This window comes from Spirosoma aerolatum (assembly GCF_002056795.1).
Classification (GTDB): domain Bacteria; phylum Bacteroidota; class Bacteroidia; order Cytophagales; family Spirosomataceae; genus Spirosoma; species Spirosoma aerolatum.
Genome location: NZ_CP020104.1, coordinates 4,087,608 through 4,102,942 on the forward strand (window position 1 = coordinate 4,087,608; position 15,335 = coordinate 4,102,942).

Below are 15,335 nucleotides of genomic sequence, written 5' to 3' on the forward strand. Positions count from 1 at the left end.
TTACAGTTTCTTCACTTTTACAACCACTCGGGATTTGACTTTGATTAACACCTGAACGCCTTCGGGCCGAACTACGATTCGTTGGGGAACCAGCCGGAAGGTATCGATGTCCAGATCGGTTTTCTGGCCGACTTTAGCCTGTGCAAACGCCGTCTCAATTTTTTCGGGGATGGTCGATATAGGATGTCGCAGCGGAACAACCATAGCCGCCTGAATGGTATCCCGCAGGTTGTCGTGCAGGAGCCAGTCGGCCGTAGCAAATAGTTTTTCTTTCGTATCGACATCAAAATCAACATCCCGCATACGCAGGGTGTTTGTCAGCGTGTCGTAGACTGGTGTGCCATGAAAATACAGCGTTCCGTGAACAGCCCCTCCCACGTCCGTTTTAAGAATCAGCTTACGGCCGCTTCCATAAAGCATCGCATTTTTGATTTTCACGTTCCCACCCACCAGATTCAGTTTCTGACGGTCCAATGTCTTGGTTAACACCTGATTGATATCGGTATAAGGAATTGTAGCCAATACCTCCAGACGCGCTGATTCGGGCAATGTCTTTCGGCGCAAAAGCCGGGGTAACTGTTCCAGCGAATCCACGGTTGGTCGAGGTCCAAGTCGGGTATCGACCCGAAACGCAATTTGAATGGGTACGGTAATCTGCTGGTCGTTGCCCATCACCGGAGCAACGGCAATACTAAACGGTTTGGGAATGAGCCAGATATTTTCGGGCTTTTTAGCCACGCGTAGGGGTTTCTGCATATCGCGCCAGACCTTACTCACCTGCTTGTCGAGCCGAATACTTCGGTGAACGGCCCGGTCGATAGCCTGCTCAATATCGGCCTTACGCTTGTCCAGGATCGTTTCCGCAATTTTCTGCACGCTCACCTTAATCCCCAACAGTCGGACGGTTGGTTTCTGAGTCCAATGATACTCTTCAAATCGGGAATTGGTGAGCAGATGCCAGTTGGGACCTACCCCTACCGGACTGGTGAAATTGACGGCCAATGCACAAAGGCGTCGGCTTTTCCGATTTTCACTTTTACGAAGGCCTATTGGATTACTGTACCAGACTTGCAAAGGAGCCGAGAAATACACCCGCCGATTCTGGTACTTGATCTGAATAGGGCCTGTCCGCTCTACCCGCAATCGCCAGGCTTCGCCTTTCCGCCCCTGAAACGTCTCTTCCGTGACGAGAGTAGTTGAAAGCGCTTTATTTACCTTGGCTTCTAAATCACGGATATTAAAAGTAAGACTCCCTGCCATGTACGACACAGGGTCTTCGATAGCGGGTTCAAAATCCTCAGCAGCAGGTGCATCCGGGCGGACACGTTTACAACCCTCCAGACCGGCTATTGCCATGAGGAATATAAAAAATCCGATGATTTGTTGAGCTTTCATAGCAAAAACAAAACTATCGGATGAACAAAATGTTAAGCCCTGCCGCCTATATTCATTTTTCGGTTAACCGAACGCCCGGTTTTGTCTCAACGGCACACCCACATCCTTTGCCGCAGCCTGCCTGCTTTGACACAAAAAAACTTCGATAAATCCGCCGACCCAGATAGGCCAACGCCCCGGCAAAAACCAGAACTATGATGAGCTCCTGCATAACTATGTATGATGTATGATATAGAATGTATGGCTCAGTTGATTGGTATACATTATATATCATACATTTTTTCACGTCCATCCGTTCCGTAGGGCCAGCCGATAGGCATGCTGGTAGTGGTGTTCACCATGCCAGGCATAATTCGCGATAACCTCCCGAATGGTAAATTCACGTTTACTACCCGGATGGAAATAGGTACGCTGCAAATCCGTGTCGGAGAGCGACGACAGAATCGTTACCCAACGCTGATGCAGATTCCGAAGAATAACCAGCGAAGGAGCAATATCCAGTTTTGAATCAGGAAGGTTGGCCCATTCACCTTCTTCATAGGGCGAAATAGTCGGGTTCGATTCCGTCAATCCCAGTTTGGTGCGCACGTAGGCATTGATGTGGCTATCGGCAATGTGATGAACCAGTTGTCGAACCGTCCAGCCTCCGGGTCGGTAGGAGGTATCGAGTCGATCATCCCCCCACTTACCAACAAGTTCGGTTAATTTGATCGGTAGTTCGTCAATAGCAGCCAAGTGCTGCCGGGTTTCGTCGGCGGAGTACGTTTTTCCATACACGAAATCGCCAATGGGGTAACGGAGTACGTCGAGGTCTTGCATAGTCTTTGTCGTTAGGGTGTCAGTGCAAATAGCATAGGATTTGGATGGGTTAACCCATCCGGTCTTCAAAACCTGACTAGTCCGGTCAACGTTTGCTACTCATTCCCAATGTTCCTGAATGGCCTGAATCAACTCCGGGTGGACACCACAGGCGGCTACCACATCGCCCTCGAACAGAAAATCGTCGCCCCCACTGAAGTTGGTAACCACACCACCTGCTTCCTGCACGAGCAACACCCCGGCGGCCATATCCCACGAATTGAGGTTGTATTCGTAAAAAGCTTCGAAGCGCCCGCAGGCCACATACGCCAGATCAATAGCGGCCGAACCCATCCGACGCAACCCGTGCGTGCGCTGCATAAGCGACTCCAGAATGTGCAGATATCGCTGCATCTGATCGAAGCGGTAGTACGGGAACCCGGTAGCGATCAGGCTTTCGCCCAGGGTTGTTGCCGGAGAAACCGAAATCGTTTTCCCGTTGCAATAGGCTCCTCCACCCTGCCAGGCCGAGAAACATTCATCCCGGTTTGGATCGTAGACGACACCGGCAATGGGCGTTTTACCCTGCGCCAGTCCAATACTAACCGAGAAAACCGGAAGGCCGTGAATGAAATTAGCCGTTCCATCGAGCGGATCGATGATCCAGTTCAAGGCACTCTGATCGGCCGCCTGACCCGTTGTTCCTTCTTCAGTAATAAAACCCGCTTCGGGGAGTAACCGGCTTAGTTTATCGACCAGTTGTTTTTCGGTTTCTTTATCGACATACGAAACCAGGTTGTTCAATCCTTTGTATTCAATCGACTCCCGCTGAAACTTCTGCCGTTCCTGAATCAGAAACGCGCCGGCTTCGGTGGCAATCAAACAAATTTCGCGAGTCAATGCAGCTAAATCCTGAGGCATTATCGGTGGTGCGGGTGGTATCCCGCGTTTATACAGAAAAAAAGCGGGCTACCCACCCGCTCTACATTATCGTTCGTCGGCAATCAGATCATCAGCTTCGGGTAGTAGCTCGATGCTGTCATAAATCGCCTGCATACTCAGTTCAACCCCTAATCGTGACAAGACAATCACGTCATCAAGGCTTTCGTAAATCGTATTGATCCAGTCGGCCGTTTCGTCGATCCGGCTAAACAATTCAACCGTTGTCGAATACTGGTCCACCAGCATGTAATACCAGAGAGAAGGCATTTTTCGGTATTTCTGCCACTTAAATCCACGATCATTACGTGCCGTTGATTTGGAAAGCACTTCAACCAGTAGTCGAGGTTGACGGATAATCTGGTTATCCCCACGAAGATCGAACGGATGACAGGTTAAAACGACGTCCGGGTAAGGCATATACATACCTGACAGAACATCTACTTTCTTATTTTCCGTAAATACCCTACCCCCTTTGGCCTTCGTTTGCCCCTTTAACTGATCTTTTACATTATCAATCAACAGGTTATGATTAACCGTTCCGCCTGCCATGGCATACAGTTCACCATTGTAAAACTCATGGCGAACTTCGCTCTTCTCCTCCAGAGCCAGGTATTCGTCAATGGTGTATCTGGACGACGATCTGGGCTGATTAGCAAGCATACCAACATTCATTTTGCGGGGCATTTACTGAACAAAACCGCGATTCACATAGGTCGAATGAACCGCGCCCTGTTCGGCAAATACCCCGGTTTATTACTTCATGATTTCGCCTAATGCGTTATCATACAGCCCTTTCGCATCCGACACCGACATAACCGTTGCAGTATCGATGCTGAAATCGCCATCGGTTACGGTACCCAGAAATTGGAACGGCAGAATGCTATCTTCCAGATACCCAACGACATGCTGCTGCTGATCAGGCGAAACCGAAATGACTACCCGGCTCTGGCTCTCACCAAACAGGAACGCATCGGTCCGGTAGCGCGTATCGGTTTCAATCGTGAATCCTTTATTACCGGTCATGGCCGACTCCGCCAGCGTAACAAACAACCCTCCATCCGATACGTCGTGTGCCGACTGAAGCCAGCCGTTCCGAATCATCGTTTTGATACCTTCCTGCACACGCCATTCAGTTTCAAAGTCGAAATAGGGAGCGGGCGATGCTTTGATGCCCCGGTACGAATACAGGTATTCCGACGACGCGATATCGCTGGTCGATGGCCCAACCAGATAGATCAGATCCCCAGTCGCTTTGAAATTCAGTGTTGTCTGGTGCACTGGATTTTCCATAAGCCCAAGCATACCGATTGTCGGTGTTGGGAACACCGGGCCATCATCGGAGCTTTGGTTGTAGAAGCTCACGTTTCCACCCGTTACCGGCGTACTGAACCGACGGCAGGCTTCACCCATTCCCTGTACCGCTTCCACAAACTGCCAGTACACTTCCGGCACGTAGGGATTTCCGAAATTGAGGTTATTGGTTACAGCCAGGGGTTCTCCGCCCGAACAAACAATGTTCCGACAGGCTTCGGCCACAGCGATCATGGCGCCCTGACGCGGGTTCGCATTCACGTATCGGCTGTTGCAATCGACCGTAATCACAATGGATTTATCGGTTTCTGGCAGACCGGGGCCTTTTACCCGTACGACAGCGGCATCCGATGGTGCATTGGTGCTCCGGTTGGCCGTTCCCACCATTGAGTCGTATTGCTCGTATACCCACTTTCGTGAGCAGATATTCGGGTGCGACAACAGGTGTTTGGCTACGTCGGCAATCTCCGACGTTTCGATGTCATCGACGTCCGACGGATCGAACTTGGCGTACTCTTTTATATAAGCCGGTTCTTTGTATTCACGCTGATACTGCGGAGCACCGCCACCCAGTACCAGATCGTAGGCGGGGACATCGGCCACCAGTTCGCCATAGCGGTAAAAATGCAATCTGCCCACTCCTTCAGCGTCTGGGGGGGTTACCTCGCCAATCTGGGCACAGTTCAGATCCCACTTGTCGAAAATAGCCTGAATGACCGACTCCTTGCCTTTCTCGATAACCACCAGCATGCGCTCCTGCGACTCCGACAGCAGAATCTCAAACGGGGCCATGTTGGGTTGCCGGGTCGGCACTTTGTCGAGATCGATAATCATACCGTGTTCGCCTTTGGCACTCATTTCCGAAGTCGAGCAGATGATCCCAGCCGCACCCATATCCTGAATCCCGATTACGTAGCCAGTAGCGATAATTTCGAGGGTGGCTTCGAGCAGGAGTTTTTCCATGAAGGGGTCCCCTACCTGCACCGCAGGCAGTTTGTCGGTCGAAGCGGCCGTGATATCTTCCGAGGCAAAGGTAGCGCCGTGGATACCGTCTTTACCCGTAGCCGACCCCACAATAAACACCGGGTTACCGACCCCATAGCTGGTTGCCTTGGCTACCTTTCCGACTTCGACAATCCCGGCCGAGAAGGCATTCACGAGTGGGTTGGTATTGTAGCACTCATCAAAATAAATCTCCCCGCCAACGGTTGGGATACCAAATGCATTGCCGTAATCGCCGATACCTTTCACAACACCGCGCAGCAGACGACGGGTTTTGGTCAGGCTCAGGTCGCCAAACCGGAGCGAATTGAGCTGGGCAATTGGGCGAGCCCCCATCGTAAAAATATCCCGGTTGATACCGCCCACCCCGGTAGCCGCCCCCTGGTAGGGTTCCAGCGCCGACGGGTGGTTGTGCGATTCGATCTTGAACGAACAGGCCAGCCCATCGCCAATATCGACCAGACCGGCATTTTCTTCCCCAGCTTTGGCCAGCATCCGTTCCGAATCGCGCGGCAGGGTTTTAAGCCAGACGATCGAATTTTTATAGGAGCAGTGTTCGGACCACATCACCGAGAAGATACTCAGTTCGGTAAAGTTGGGTTTCCGCCCCAGAATCTGGGCAATGCGGTCAAATTCATCCGGTAACAGGCCCAATTTCCGGGCGGTTTCAACAGTAGGGAGCGTTTCGAGGGTATCCATAAAGAGCGAAAGAGTGAAAGAGCGAAAGAGCGGTTAAAAGAAGGCGGTTACATTACGCTCATTCACTCTTTCGCTCTTTCACTCTTTAAATCTGGTCCAAAATTAGGCTTTTTGCCTAAAATTGCCCCGGTATGGGTTGACAAATCTTAAAAGGCTTGTATATTTGCACCCAGAAAGAGAGATGGCAGAGTGGTCGATTGCGTCGGTCTTGAAAACCGAAGACTGTAACAGGTCCGGGGGTTCGAATCCCTCTCTCTCTGCAAAACCCATCGCAGGGTTACGTAAGAAAGCCAATTTGCACTAGCGGATTGGTTTTTTTTATGCCCGTTCCGCTCCCAATTTCCCTGATTTTCACACACTTTCCAAACGGGTTCAAAATCGGATACACAATTTTAAAAATTGGGTACACCTTTCGGACCACTACGTTTAATAAAGTGAACTCCGCTTAATATACATCATTCTTCATTTGTCATAGTTTCTGTTTCCGCGATAGCTCACCAAAATATTGTGAGCTATGTTTCACCTAAATCGAATGCAGATTCTTTTTAAACTTCGTCGGAATTATCGCGAATCAAAAAAAGGAAAACCTAAACCGGTTGAAGTTGCTATCTACGCCCGAATTACCGTCAATGGCCAGACGGCCGACACATCCACCAACATTAAGATCAACCCCAAGTACTGGAACCAGGCTAAACAGCGAGTCACCGACGCGGCACCGACCGCAGACCAGGACAATGAAACCCTAGACCGAATTAAAGTCCGACTCAAAAAAGCCTTCAACCTACTGGACCAGGACGATGCAGAGTTAACACCTGGTCAAGTGCTGGAACTATACCGAGGGAAAAAGCGGGTAAGGTATTCGATCAGTCAGGTTATCCGCAAGTTTATGGAAGATCAGAAAGATCGAATCAGCGACGATCCTGATGAACTGGCTACGAAAGGCTTTATTACCCAGGATACCTACGAAACCAATGATCGATACAACAACAATATCCTGGAATACCTGGGCGATAGTAAGCAGGAACGGGCTTTTATTGAAGAGATCGACGAAGCCTGGTTAAATGACTTCAAAAAGTGGGGAAACAAACGATTTGCCACCAACTATCTGGCCAAGCACCTATACCACATCAAACGCCTGGTCGATTTTGCTGTTCTCAAAAAATACACCCGCACCAATCCGATTGCTCCCTATAAGATCGATACCGAAGAACCCGACCCCGATGAGCTGGTCTTTTTGTCACCGGAGGAATTAAGGAAACTGCAAACCTTCGACTTTTCCACCCTACCCATTAAACAGGCACGCATCGAGCGGCTGGACCGGGTTCGGGATGCCTTTCTATTTATGCAGGCTATTGGCACCCACTTAGGTGAATACAACCGTTTTGTGAGTAACCCGGATCAGTCGATCAAGATTACCGATGGCATCTGGTTTGTCAAGAAGAAGCGGCAAAAGACCAAAAAGTATATGATTGCTCCCTTGAAACCTATTTGCTTTGAACTGGCCACCAAATATGGTGGGTTTTCAAAACTGCCTACCTATTCCCGAACCCAGTTTAACGATGGATTGACACTTATATCGGCCTATTTAGGGTTTGATAAGGAACTCACTAGCAAAGCCGCCCGAAAAACGTTTGCTGACCATAATCTCAATGAAGAAGCAACCGACGTGAACACGACGGCCAAGATGATGGGCTTAAGCTCTACCCAGTACTTAAAGCACTATGGCCATATCGATGAACGACGAATGATTCGGGAACTAGGCTTAAAGCCGCAAATTGTCCAGGAGTCATAGTCCTATACCATAAACAAAAACCGCGTTTCTGGCTTGAAAACGCGGTTTTTTCATTGTATATTAACCTATCAATCAAGCAGTTATCACTAACAAAAAACCCCAACGCTTCAACTTGCCGGAAGAGCGAAGGGGTTGTAAACACCTAAAACAGCAGTTCAAATGTCTACCCCGCAAAAGTATGTGGGTAGGGGCACTTATGCAAGTGGCTCTCCCTTTCGTGGTCATCAGTACCGCACCCAGGTGTATTTACTGGTTCACAACATCGCCAAACTCAGTGGTGACGCTGAATCCGAAGTCTGGAAACGCATTTACAACCAGGTTCACGCCTACTATGGGATCTACTTACCTGGTCTACCCAAGAACCGGCGTGAATCCCTTCTTCGTGTGGCCGAGCGTCACGACGTGCTGGATAAGGTGTACCTGGTAGCCCAGGCCGAACGAGCGCACTACTGGCCAACCGATGAAGGAGAAATCGATTAAAAATGCAGCCTGGTTAATGACCAGGCTTTTTTATTGAAAATCTCCTTCTATGGCCATTTCCTAATTAATACATTCAAAACCTAATAAATAACATATGTTTACAGGTATTATTTAAAATGGTTTTACTGGTCAGATGATATGTACATGGTAGCTGCAACCACGATCAATCCAGAAGGGGAGCTTTACCCCTTCATGCTACTCAATTATGACGTAGAGGTTGCACTTGATTTACTGACACGAATGCTGAAAAACGACATTCAACTGCTGACCGTTGCTTTAATTGACTCGCTAGGCAACTATACCTACCTACCCGTCCAAGCCATTGACGGAACGCCCCTAAGCGACCCAATTAAAAAGCTCCAGCACGAGTGGGAAGAGATTCTATATTGCCATTGATGCCGAAAAGTAAAGTACACATTAGTAAATGGATTGTATTATTATCTTTCCACCCAAAACCATCATATAAATATGAAACAACTTGTCCTACCTATCGCTTTCCTTATTGCTTTATTAACCGTTTCCGCTACCCATGCTCAGGATATTCTGACACTCAAAAATGGCAATGAGATTAAAGTAAAAGTCCAAGAGATTACCCCTCAAGAAATCAAGTACAAACGATTCGACAACATTAATGGCCCACTGATTACCATTCTAAAAAATACGGCTAGCTCAATCAAGTACGAGAATGGTACAACCGAAAATCTTAATGAAACAACCCAGCAGGTTCCCGCCAGCTCCTATGTAAATCCAGACGCCAATACATCGATCAACTACGCCCAAACGGGTGGCTTTGGCATTGGCGATGTTGTAAAAACTGACTATTATGGCAGTACATACCAGGGACGAGTTACCGAGATAAACTCAAGAAGGGGTTCTGCCGTTGTTGATCTTGACAAAAATGGACGAAGTCAGAAAGTAATTCGTCAATTTAAGGAGTTGACATTAGTTGAAAAATCGAAAACCGTTACCGTCGTACCATCATCTAATTTCGTTGCCAACACCCCGGACAATGCACCTGTACAGCCAGTCAATCAAAATTATGCTGACCTGTATAATCAAGGCCAAACGGATGCCAAACGCTACTACAATGGGTATCATGGAGCCGGAACGGGCACGTTTTTAACAACCTTTTTAGTTGGACCAATCTTAGGGCTTATTCCAGCAATCGCCTGTTCATCGACCGCGCCTAGCCAAGACCGATTAGGTTTTCCAAATAATCAACTTGCCCAAAATAATAACTACTATACCGGTTACACGCAAGAAGCAAAACGCATTAAGTCGCGTAAAGTATGGGGGAATTTCGGTATAGCAACCGGCATTTTATTTGGAATTGTAATCGTAGCAAGCGCAACAGCACATTAATATCAAAAAAGCCCGTCCAGATTTAGACGGGCTTTTTAACTACCAACCTATGATCTAAATAAGTGATTTGTTCGATCCGAATAATCGGGAACCTTGTGCCGATGCTGACTGAATCGCATTTAATCGCTCCTGAAGAAATGGAGAAATATTGGTCAGTGTATCGATAGATACAGATTGTTTTTGAGGGGATGCCGCAAACAGAGCCGCCAACGTATTCGTCTTTGATACATCAGTTTGTGTAGCTGGCTGTTGACTCGTGGTTAGGTTCTGCGTCGTTTGCGAAGTTGTCTGAACGGGTTGTTTATTCTTATTCAGCAACGAATAAATTGCATAGGCAAGGGCAGCAAAGCAAAGAACTAATAGAATCGTGTCTTTCTGGTTTGGTTTCATGGTCTTGGTGGTTTTAGCTCTTTTTATTCTTCACAAAAAGCACAATCAATAGGATAGCCAGTACTCCCCAAAGTGAGTACTGAACCAGGCTCAATCGGTCAATTTCCTGATTGGTTTGGTTTAATACATCTTCCAGTCCGGCAAAATCCGCTTTATATAGCGCGATTTCTTCATTTCGTTTTTCGGTATTGCTTTTCGTCGTATCGATCAGCCCACCAAACAACTGACCAACCGTCGATACGGCCAGGCCGATGGCTGTTCCAATACCCGGTAAAGCCGCCGTAAAGGTTCCTACGAGTCCCGATACCGTACGTATATCCGTAGCCGTATGATCGACGGTATCCGTACTACCCAACTCCTTCAAGGCTTGAGCAATTATCTGTGAACGCTGAATTAAAAGTGTTCTACGACGTTTCAGCCAGGCCAACCGTTCAGCCGTCGAGTTTCCCGTATAGGGCTGGTTAATTGCTTCAATTAAGGCATTAACCTGTTGGCAACTTTCCGACAATCCAGAAAGCGGAACATAGTCAGCCGCCAGGTCTGATTTCAATTTACAGTCCTCATTGATATAGGCAGAATAGAACGGTACTGCGTATTGTGGAAAACCCGTCGCATTCAGTTGCATAGCTCATTTACGTTTAGCCATGATCATTGCAATGACAATGACGATGGCACCAATCAGAATATAGGTCGTATTAATCTGAAAACCAGCCCCACCACTACCCCCATTACCTGTATTGGTAGTAGTCAGGTTATTGGTTCCGGTTCCAGGATCAGGCATTGGCGTGCTGTTATCGCTTGTATAGTTATCCCCCAATTGCTGTTCGTTACTCAAATTCATTTTGCTGAGTACGGAATTAGTCGCTAGTAGATTGACGTAGTTACTACTCAAGAAATTGGGATCAAGATGTTCTTTCCACTGGTTCAGATTCGTAGCCGATTGAACGATTTCATGTCCACCCCAACTACCCAGTGACGTTGAAGCGGTCAAGATCCACACATCATACTTAGCCACATAGCGAACCCGCCAGGTATAGGTTTCCGCAACAAATTGAGGATTAAACGGCCCCCCTTCAAAATGACCAGTTACCCAGGTACCCACTATATCACCACTCTTATAGCCCATAATCCAAATTGTTAAAGTATTCTAGGATAGTTTTGTCTAATCATGTCTCGTAGGCTCCCCGGCGTTACACCGGCCAACCCATGTGGTACTTGTACCGGTGTGTGCATAAGAGCCTGGTACACCAGCTCCGCGCACGTCCACGCATCCGGCCGCTCACTTCCAAACGGGAGGCCATAGGTCAGGTAGATACTTTTCCAGTCATAGCCCTTTCCCAGTTGTGACTTTAGGAAGGTTGCCACGTCTGATGTATCGAACTCACCCAGGTCGTATATCTCAAAGTACTGTGGGTACCGTATCGTGTTTGTTGTTGGCCGGATCGCTACGCCACCGGTGACTACCCAGCTCGATACAGACATGGCCGCTTCTGGATCGATCAGTTCACAATGAATCCAGTTCGAGCCGGTAAAACCAGCGATGATCATACCGGGTATATCATTGTCGTGAAACCGATTCTTAAACGCAATCCACATTAGTTACTAGCCAGTTTTGCAATGTCCCGCATCAATTTATCCACTAGCGGCCGGATGCGTGAAAACTCCGTTTGCGTCTGATAACAGCCCATTGTTTTGGCGAGCCGTTTGTACTTCTCCTTATGCAAAAAGGTGTTGGTTATCCCTTTTTCGCGCATTTTGTAATTGACCCACACTTCAAACAGACGCGCCCAAAGCTCGTTGTGTCGAAGCCAGTACGAATCGGATTCCCCTTTCTTCACTAGCCCGTCCCGCATTTTATTGTACGAGCCGGTTTGCTGAATGGCCTTGATGATTTCTGTCATTTGATACCGTAATGAGCCTTTTTTATAGACATTTTTGGTAATCAAACTCGTATCATGGCCATAGGTGAGTGAGCGGTAAAAGCGGTCCTGTTCGACGTAGGTACCAAAGAAATAATCGATGGCATGGCCGTACTCGTGCGCCAGGGCACCCACCCCACCGGTTTCAATGAACTTGGTTTTTTTATCGACATCGATCTTTTGGCCGGTCAGGGGATTGATGATGTAGCGTTTGTAGCGCGTGAGGTTAATCATCATCGTATCCGGCTCAAAATGCCCGGCCGCGTGCTGGTAGCCACGGGCACCAAACGCAATGCCGATGGTCCCACTGAAGCCAATATTGGTGTAGCCTACGATTTTGCTTAGGTCCGACAACGCAATGACCAAAGCAGCCAGGTAATTGTAGGCATCATCGTTGGTGAGCCACCGGCCGAACTCAATGCCCTTTAAGCGGAACTTGAGCACCGCCCGGTTTATATCGACGGTTGAAACCGCCCGATTGGTTTTGGAAAAACCCCGGTACACCTGGGTAAATCCGTTTTCATCCCAGTAGTCATTTAGCCGGCTACCAACACTAATCCGGGTGTTGGTATCGACGCTGTATTTTTTACTCCCAAAGGTCGGAACCAGACCAAGCCGGGTTTCAATTTTACTGAGTTTGGCGATGGGTTTCTTAAGGATCATAACCAAATAATATTTTTTACCATGGGCGGTGCAGCAGCTGCGATCGATTTAGAAAATTTCGTCAAAAGCCGTTTTTGAACAGATTTATTGCGGGGGGCAAGAGAACCCCCACAACCACCCCAATGGACAAAGCCCCGATACGAGCGGTCCAACCCAGCCGCTTGGCATCCCGGATGATCGATCCGAAATTTGATACCTTGCTTTGCGCCTGGTTCACGGACTGAGTAGTGGCTTGGGTAGTCGCAATGGTTTTCTGAATGGTCCCTTTAACTGTTTGCAAACTATCTCGAAGTCTATTAATCGTCGAATGACTTTTGGCTTCAAGCTGACTGATGGCTTGTTCACAGTCGATCAGTTGGGCTTGTTGTGCCGCAATCACCTGGTCAGCATCCGAAAACGAAAGCGCAAGCAGCGTCCTACGCGCCAGGTCTAATTTTTGGTATTCGCTCCGGGAAATGGTTGTATCGATAGAAAGCGGCCGAGCCGGTAGCGAAGAGAGATTGGGCAAGGGAATCCCCTGCCCAACTACCGACAGACTAATTAACCCACTAAATACAATTCCCACGCAGAGTAATGAAAGAAAGCGTATCATCTGACTTGATTTTGAATGGCCTGTAAGCGTTTCTTTTGCTGATTGTATTGATCCAGCTTTACAGCCGTCTGTTTATCCATTTCGCGCTTAATCGCCTGGTAGCGGCCATTTATGAGGCTTACTGAGTCAGATAGATCGAGTAATCCAGCATCTAGCCTGTTAACGGTACCGATAGCGGCCTGTAAGTCCGTTTTCGTTGTTTTCAATTCAGCATCAACGATATGCAATTGGGCTTGCACCTGCCGGGTTTCGGCAAGTGCCTGGTTTAGTTTGGCAGACAATTGGTTCGGCCGGAACACTTCGGTGTAGACGATGTAAGCCAATATCAGCAGTACGCAGACCGGCGTGAGCTTGCTGGTTAGAAAGTCCAGTACAGCTCTCATCTCTTTTTCTTGCTGTTTCTATCGACGTACTTAAAACTTTGCTTAAGGGCTGACTTCCAGCCCAGATTATAGACCTTCACGGTTTTGGTCGTGTGCCCGGATTCCGAACGAATTTTCTTCGCATGTTCGACGGCCTTAACCAGTCGAGCGGTTTGTTTGCGAAAGGCAGGAGATAATTTACGTGCCATGATGTAGAAAAATTTAAGTGGCTGATTGAGTCGTTGGTTGTTGATCGAGTAGGGTTTTGACCACCCCGATTCGTTTACCCAGCCCGAACGCGACCAGTGCTAAGAGGATCAGAGCCGGTACAATTTTTCGGGCAACCAGCAGCGCAATAACGATCCCGACCAGAGCCGCCCAAATCGCCGTCCCTCCAGAGGGCACATAAGCCCCGACATTGGCCAGGCTAAACACCGTTCCATTCGCTACGTTGCTGGTATAGTCCGCACTCAGTGTGGATGGCTTGCCCGATGTTTTCCCCGCAATGGCCAGAAACGCATTCGCCCATAATTCCCCATAGGCCGTAAAATCCGACGGTTGCAAATGCACCTTATCGGTTCGATTGGCCCTAGCCGCCCGAAGTGCCAGTAGGTCAGCCCCGACGTAGTTAGCCGAATTGGAGCCGATCACATCCTGAGCACCAGCCCGGATGTGGCTCACGTCCACGCTGTTCGCGCCTTCGCCAGCATCTTCGAGGGCAATTAAAATGGGTAGGGTGGGAAGGTTGAACGTGGTGCGGGTATGGTTCAGTACGTCGTTAAACTGATCCTTGAATTGCTGACGCGTGCTCACGTCACGGTCATTGACCCCGTGGTGAATCAGGATCGCCCGGATACCCGTTACCGGAATATACTTCGACAGCGTTGCTTTCAACGTCTGATAGGGCATTCCCTTTTTGTAGTCGATAAAACCATGCTCAAAGGGCTGGTTGTTAATGACCTTCCAGTTCTGTTGAATATTCGAGCCACCAAAGGCCGTATTGAACAGCAGCACCGGCACGCCTAAACTCGCAGCGAGTTTATTGCCGAACGGCCCCCAGGCATAGGGACCAGAGCCGTAGGGTGCAATCTTTGAGGTAGCCGAAAGGGGCGAAAAGGTGAAGGGTAAGTTTTCCTCTTTGGCATCGGTATCGTTGTAGTTGACCGACCGAACGCGCGGATCTGGATTGTCGTACAGGGCATCGGCCGTGCCTTGCGCAACCGAATGGCCAAACACGACAAACACATCACCGACCCCTACCCGCTCCATCGACGTGCTACTGATGATCATGGAACCTTGCTTGATCTCCACTTTCATGGAATAGTCCCCACCGGTGAGCCGGATCGCTCCCTTACAGTGACCCGATTGTATCGTTCCTAATTCAACTTGGTTAACCGCTTTTCCCCCTTGCACGGGACTAAACGAGATGAGCACGGTTGCCCCTTCGGTGTTGTCGGATTGAATGTCAATCGGTACCAGGGCTTTATTATCCGAATCCCGTTGGTAGACGATGTTTTGATACGGGAGAACAATATGCGGAGTGATGTTTGCAGACATGACGTATTTCGTATGGGTGAGTAGCAGGGTAAACACAGCGACCAGGCCCAATCGGACGGTTGCCAAGCGTG

At 48.7% G+C, this 15,335-nt stretch carries 19 protein-coding genes and 1 tRNA gene; 5 read left to right on the forward strand and 15 right to left on the reverse strand.

Annotation, left to right across the window (positions count from 1 at the left end):
- From B5M13_RS16440 to purL, 6 genes are all read right to left on the reverse strand, one after another.
- Positions 1–1,395, reverse strand: a complete 1,395-nt coding sequence (locus tag B5M13_RS16440) for a DUF4403 family protein (protein WP_080056698.1) — start codon at positions 1,393–1,395, stop codon at positions 1–3.
- Between the two features lie 52 nt (positions 1,396–1,447).
- The gene (locus tag B5M13_RS33445) at positions 1,448–1,606 is read right to left on the reverse strand and encodes a FeoB-associated Cys-rich membrane protein (RefSeq protein WP_155297259.1); all 159 of its coding nucleotides are present in this window, start codon (positions 1,604–1,606) and stop codon (positions 1,448–1,450) included.
- Positions 1,607–1,677: 71 nt separating this feature from the next.
- Positions 1,678–2,214, reverse strand: coding sequence for a YfiT family bacillithiol transferase (locus B5M13_RS16445; protein WP_080056699.1), 537 nt, complete (start codon positions 2,212–2,214; stop codon positions 1,678–1,680).
- Between the two features lie 99 nt (positions 2,215–2,313).
- A complete protein-coding gene (locus tag B5M13_RS16450) occupies positions 2,314–3,114 on the reverse strand; it encodes an inositol monophosphatase family protein (RefSeq protein ID WP_080056700.1) in 801 nt (266 codons plus the stop codon).
- 66 nt (positions 3,115–3,180) lie between these two features.
- The gene (locus tag B5M13_RS16455) at positions 3,181–3,795 is read right to left on the reverse strand and encodes a Uma2 family endonuclease (RefSeq protein ID WP_170061140.1); all 615 of its coding nucleotides are present in this window, start codon (positions 3,793–3,795) and stop codon (positions 3,181–3,183) included.
- Positions 3,796–3,888: 93 nt separating this feature from the next.
- Complete coding sequence (gene purL / locus B5M13_RS16460) at positions 3,889–6,147, reverse strand: phosphoribosylformylglycinamidine synthase subunit PurL (RefSeq protein WP_080056702.1); 2,259 nt, start codon at positions 6,145–6,147, stop codon at positions 3,889–3,891.
- Between the two features lie 175 nt (positions 6,148–6,322).
- On the opposite strand from purL, the gene B5M13_RS16465 reads away from it, so the two are divergent.
- The 5 genes from B5M13_RS16465 (at position 6,323) to B5M13_RS16485 (ending at position 9,781) form a co-directional block, all read left to right on the forward strand.
- Positions 6,323–6,407, forward strand: a tRNA-Ser gene (locus B5M13_RS16465).
- A 254-nt stretch (positions 6,408–6,661) separates the two neighbouring features.
- The gene (locus B5M13_RS16470) at positions 6,662–7,939 is read left to right on the forward strand and encodes a phage integrase SAM-like domain-containing protein (RefSeq protein WP_080056703.1); all 1,278 of its coding nucleotides are present in this window, start codon (positions 6,662–6,664) and stop codon (positions 7,937–7,939) included.
- Positions 7,940–8,098: 159 nt separating this feature from the next.
- Positions 8,099–8,419, forward strand: a complete 321-nt coding sequence (locus tag B5M13_RS16475; protein ID WP_080056704.1) for a hypothetical protein — start codon at positions 8,099–8,101, stop codon at positions 8,417–8,419.
- 144 nt (positions 8,420–8,563) lie between these two features.
- Complete coding sequence (locus B5M13_RS16480; RefSeq protein ID WP_155297260.1) at positions 8,564–8,815, forward strand: hypothetical protein; 252 nt, start codon at positions 8,564–8,566, stop codon at positions 8,813–8,815.
- 33 nt (positions 8,816–8,848) lie between these two features.
- Entirely contained in the window at positions 8,849–9,781 is a 933-nt protein-coding gene (locus B5M13_RS16485) for a hypothetical protein (protein ID WP_155297261.1), read from the forward strand.
- 54 nt (positions 9,782–9,835) lie between these two features.
- On the opposite strand, the gene B5M13_RS16490 is transcribed toward B5M13_RS16485, so the two are convergent.
- The 9 genes from B5M13_RS16490 to B5M13_RS16530 form a co-directional block, all read right to left on the reverse strand.
- Complete coding sequence (locus B5M13_RS16490; RefSeq protein ID WP_080056707.1) at positions 9,836–10,171, reverse strand: hypothetical protein; 336 nt, start codon at positions 10,169–10,171, stop codon at positions 9,836–9,838.
- A 13-nt stretch (positions 10,172–10,184) separates the two neighbouring features.
- Positions 10,185–10,796: a hypothetical protein gene (locus B5M13_RS16495; RefSeq protein ID WP_080056708.1), complete on the reverse strand. Its 612-nt coding sequence runs from the start codon at positions 10,794–10,796 to the stop codon at positions 10,185–10,187.
- Between the two features lie 3 nt (positions 10,797–10,799).
- A complete protein-coding gene (locus B5M13_RS16500) occupies positions 10,800–11,297 on the reverse strand; it encodes a hypothetical protein (protein WP_080056709.1) in 498 nt (165 codons plus the stop codon).
- A gap of 11 nt (positions 11,298–11,308) precedes the next feature.
- Complete coding sequence (locus tag B5M13_RS16505) at positions 11,309–11,767, reverse strand: hypothetical protein (RefSeq protein ID WP_080056710.1); 459 nt, start codon at positions 11,765–11,767, stop codon at positions 11,309–11,311.
- Complete coding sequence (locus B5M13_RS16510; protein WP_080056711.1) at positions 11,767–12,753, reverse strand: LPD1 domain-containing protein; 987 nt, start codon at positions 12,751–12,753, stop codon at positions 11,767–11,769. Before B5M13_RS16510 ends, B5M13_RS16505 begins: the two co-directional genes overlap by 1 nt.
- 61 nt (positions 12,754–12,814) lie before the next feature.
- Complete coding sequence (locus B5M13_RS16515; RefSeq protein WP_080056712.1) at positions 12,815–13,345, reverse strand: hypothetical protein; 531 nt, start codon at positions 13,343–13,345, stop codon at positions 12,815–12,817.
- Positions 13,342–13,728 (reverse strand): hypothetical protein, encoded by a 387-nt coding sequence (locus tag B5M13_RS16520; RefSeq protein ID WP_080056713.1) that lies wholly within the window; start codon positions 13,726–13,728, stop codon positions 13,342–13,344. The genes B5M13_RS16515 and B5M13_RS16520 overlap by 4 nt, the downstream gene beginning before the upstream one ends.
- Entirely contained in the window at positions 13,725–13,916 is a 192-nt protein-coding gene (locus tag B5M13_RS16525; protein ID WP_080056714.1) for a hypothetical protein, read from the reverse strand. The genes B5M13_RS16520 and B5M13_RS16525 overlap by 4 nt, the downstream gene beginning before the upstream one ends.
- A 13-nt stretch (positions 13,917–13,929) precedes the next feature.
- Positions 13,930–15,330, reverse strand: a complete 1,401-nt coding sequence (locus tag B5M13_RS16530; RefSeq protein ID WP_080056715.1) for a sialate O-acetylesterase — start codon at positions 15,328–15,330, stop codon at positions 13,930–13,932.
- Between the last annotated feature and the right edge of the window lie 5 nt (positions 15,331–15,335).

What these genes read in the sequence shown, in the direction of transcription:
- purL (WP_080056702.1), bottom strand. Translation starts at nt 6,147, where the DNA reads ATGGATACCCTCGAAACGCTCCCTACTGTTGAAACCGCCCGGAAATTG.
- B5M13_RS16445 (WP_080056699.1), bottom strand. Translation starts at nt 2,214, where the DNA reads ATGCAAGACCTCGACGTACTCCGTTACCCCATTGGCGATTTCGTGTAT.
- B5M13_RS16495 (WP_080056708.1), bottom strand. Translation starts at nt 10,796, where the DNA reads ATGCAACTGAATGCGACGGGTTTTCCACAATACGCAGTACCGTTCTAT.
- B5M13_RS16515 (WP_080056712.1), bottom strand. Translation starts at nt 13,345, where the DNA reads ATGATACGCTTTCTTTCATTACTCTGCGTGGGAATTGTATTTAGTGGG.
- B5M13_RS16505 (WP_080056710.1), bottom strand. Translation starts at nt 11,767, where the DNA reads ATGTGGATTGCGTTTAAGAATCGGTTTCACGACAATGATATACCCGGT.
- B5M13_RS16500 (WP_080056709.1), bottom strand. Translation starts at nt 11,297, where the DNA reads ATGGGCTATAAGAGTGGTGATATAGTGGGTACCTGGGTAACTGGTCAT.
- B5M13_RS16455 (WP_170061140.1), bottom strand. Translation starts at nt 3,795, where the DNA reads ATGCTTGCTAATCAGCCCAGATCGTCGTCCAGATACACCATTGACGAA.
- B5M13_RS16525 (WP_080056714.1), bottom strand. Translation starts at nt 13,916, where the DNA reads ATGGCACGTAAATTATCTCCTGCCTTTCGCAAACAAACCGCTCGACTG.
- B5M13_RS16475 (WP_080056704.1), top strand. Translation starts at nt 8,099, where the DNA reads ATGTCTACCCCGCAAAAGTATGTGGGTAGGGGCACTTATGCAAGTGGC.
- B5M13_RS33445 (WP_155297259.1), bottom strand. Translation starts at nt 1,606, where the DNA reads ATGCAGGAGCTCATCATAGTTCTGGTTTTTGCCGGGGCGTTGGCCTAT.
- B5M13_RS16440 (WP_080056698.1), bottom strand. Translation starts at nt 1,395, where the DNA reads ATGAAAGCTCAACAAATCATCGGATTTTTTATATTCCTCATGGCAATA.
- B5M13_RS16480 (WP_155297260.1), top strand. Translation starts at nt 8,564, where the DNA reads ATGGTAGCTGCAACCACGATCAATCCAGAAGGGGAGCTTTACCCCTTC.
- B5M13_RS16510 (WP_080056711.1), bottom strand. Translation starts at nt 12,753, where the DNA reads ATGATCCTTAAGAAACCCATCGCCAAACTCAGTAAAATTGAAACCCGG.
- B5M13_RS16450 (WP_080056700.1), bottom strand. Translation starts at nt 3,114, where the DNA reads ATGCCTCAGGATTTAGCTGCATTGACTCGCGAAATTTGTTTGATTGCC.
- B5M13_RS16490 (WP_080056707.1), bottom strand. Translation starts at nt 10,171, where the DNA reads ATGAAACCAAACCAGAAAGACACGATTCTATTAGTTCTTTGCTTTGCT.
- B5M13_RS16470 (WP_080056703.1), top strand. Translation starts at nt 6,662, where the DNA reads ATGTTTCACCTAAATCGAATGCAGATTCTTTTTAAACTTCGTCGGAAT.
- B5M13_RS16520 (WP_080056713.1), bottom strand. Translation starts at nt 13,728, where the DNA reads ATGAGAGCTGTACTGGACTTTCTAACCAGCAAGCTCACGCCGGTCTGC.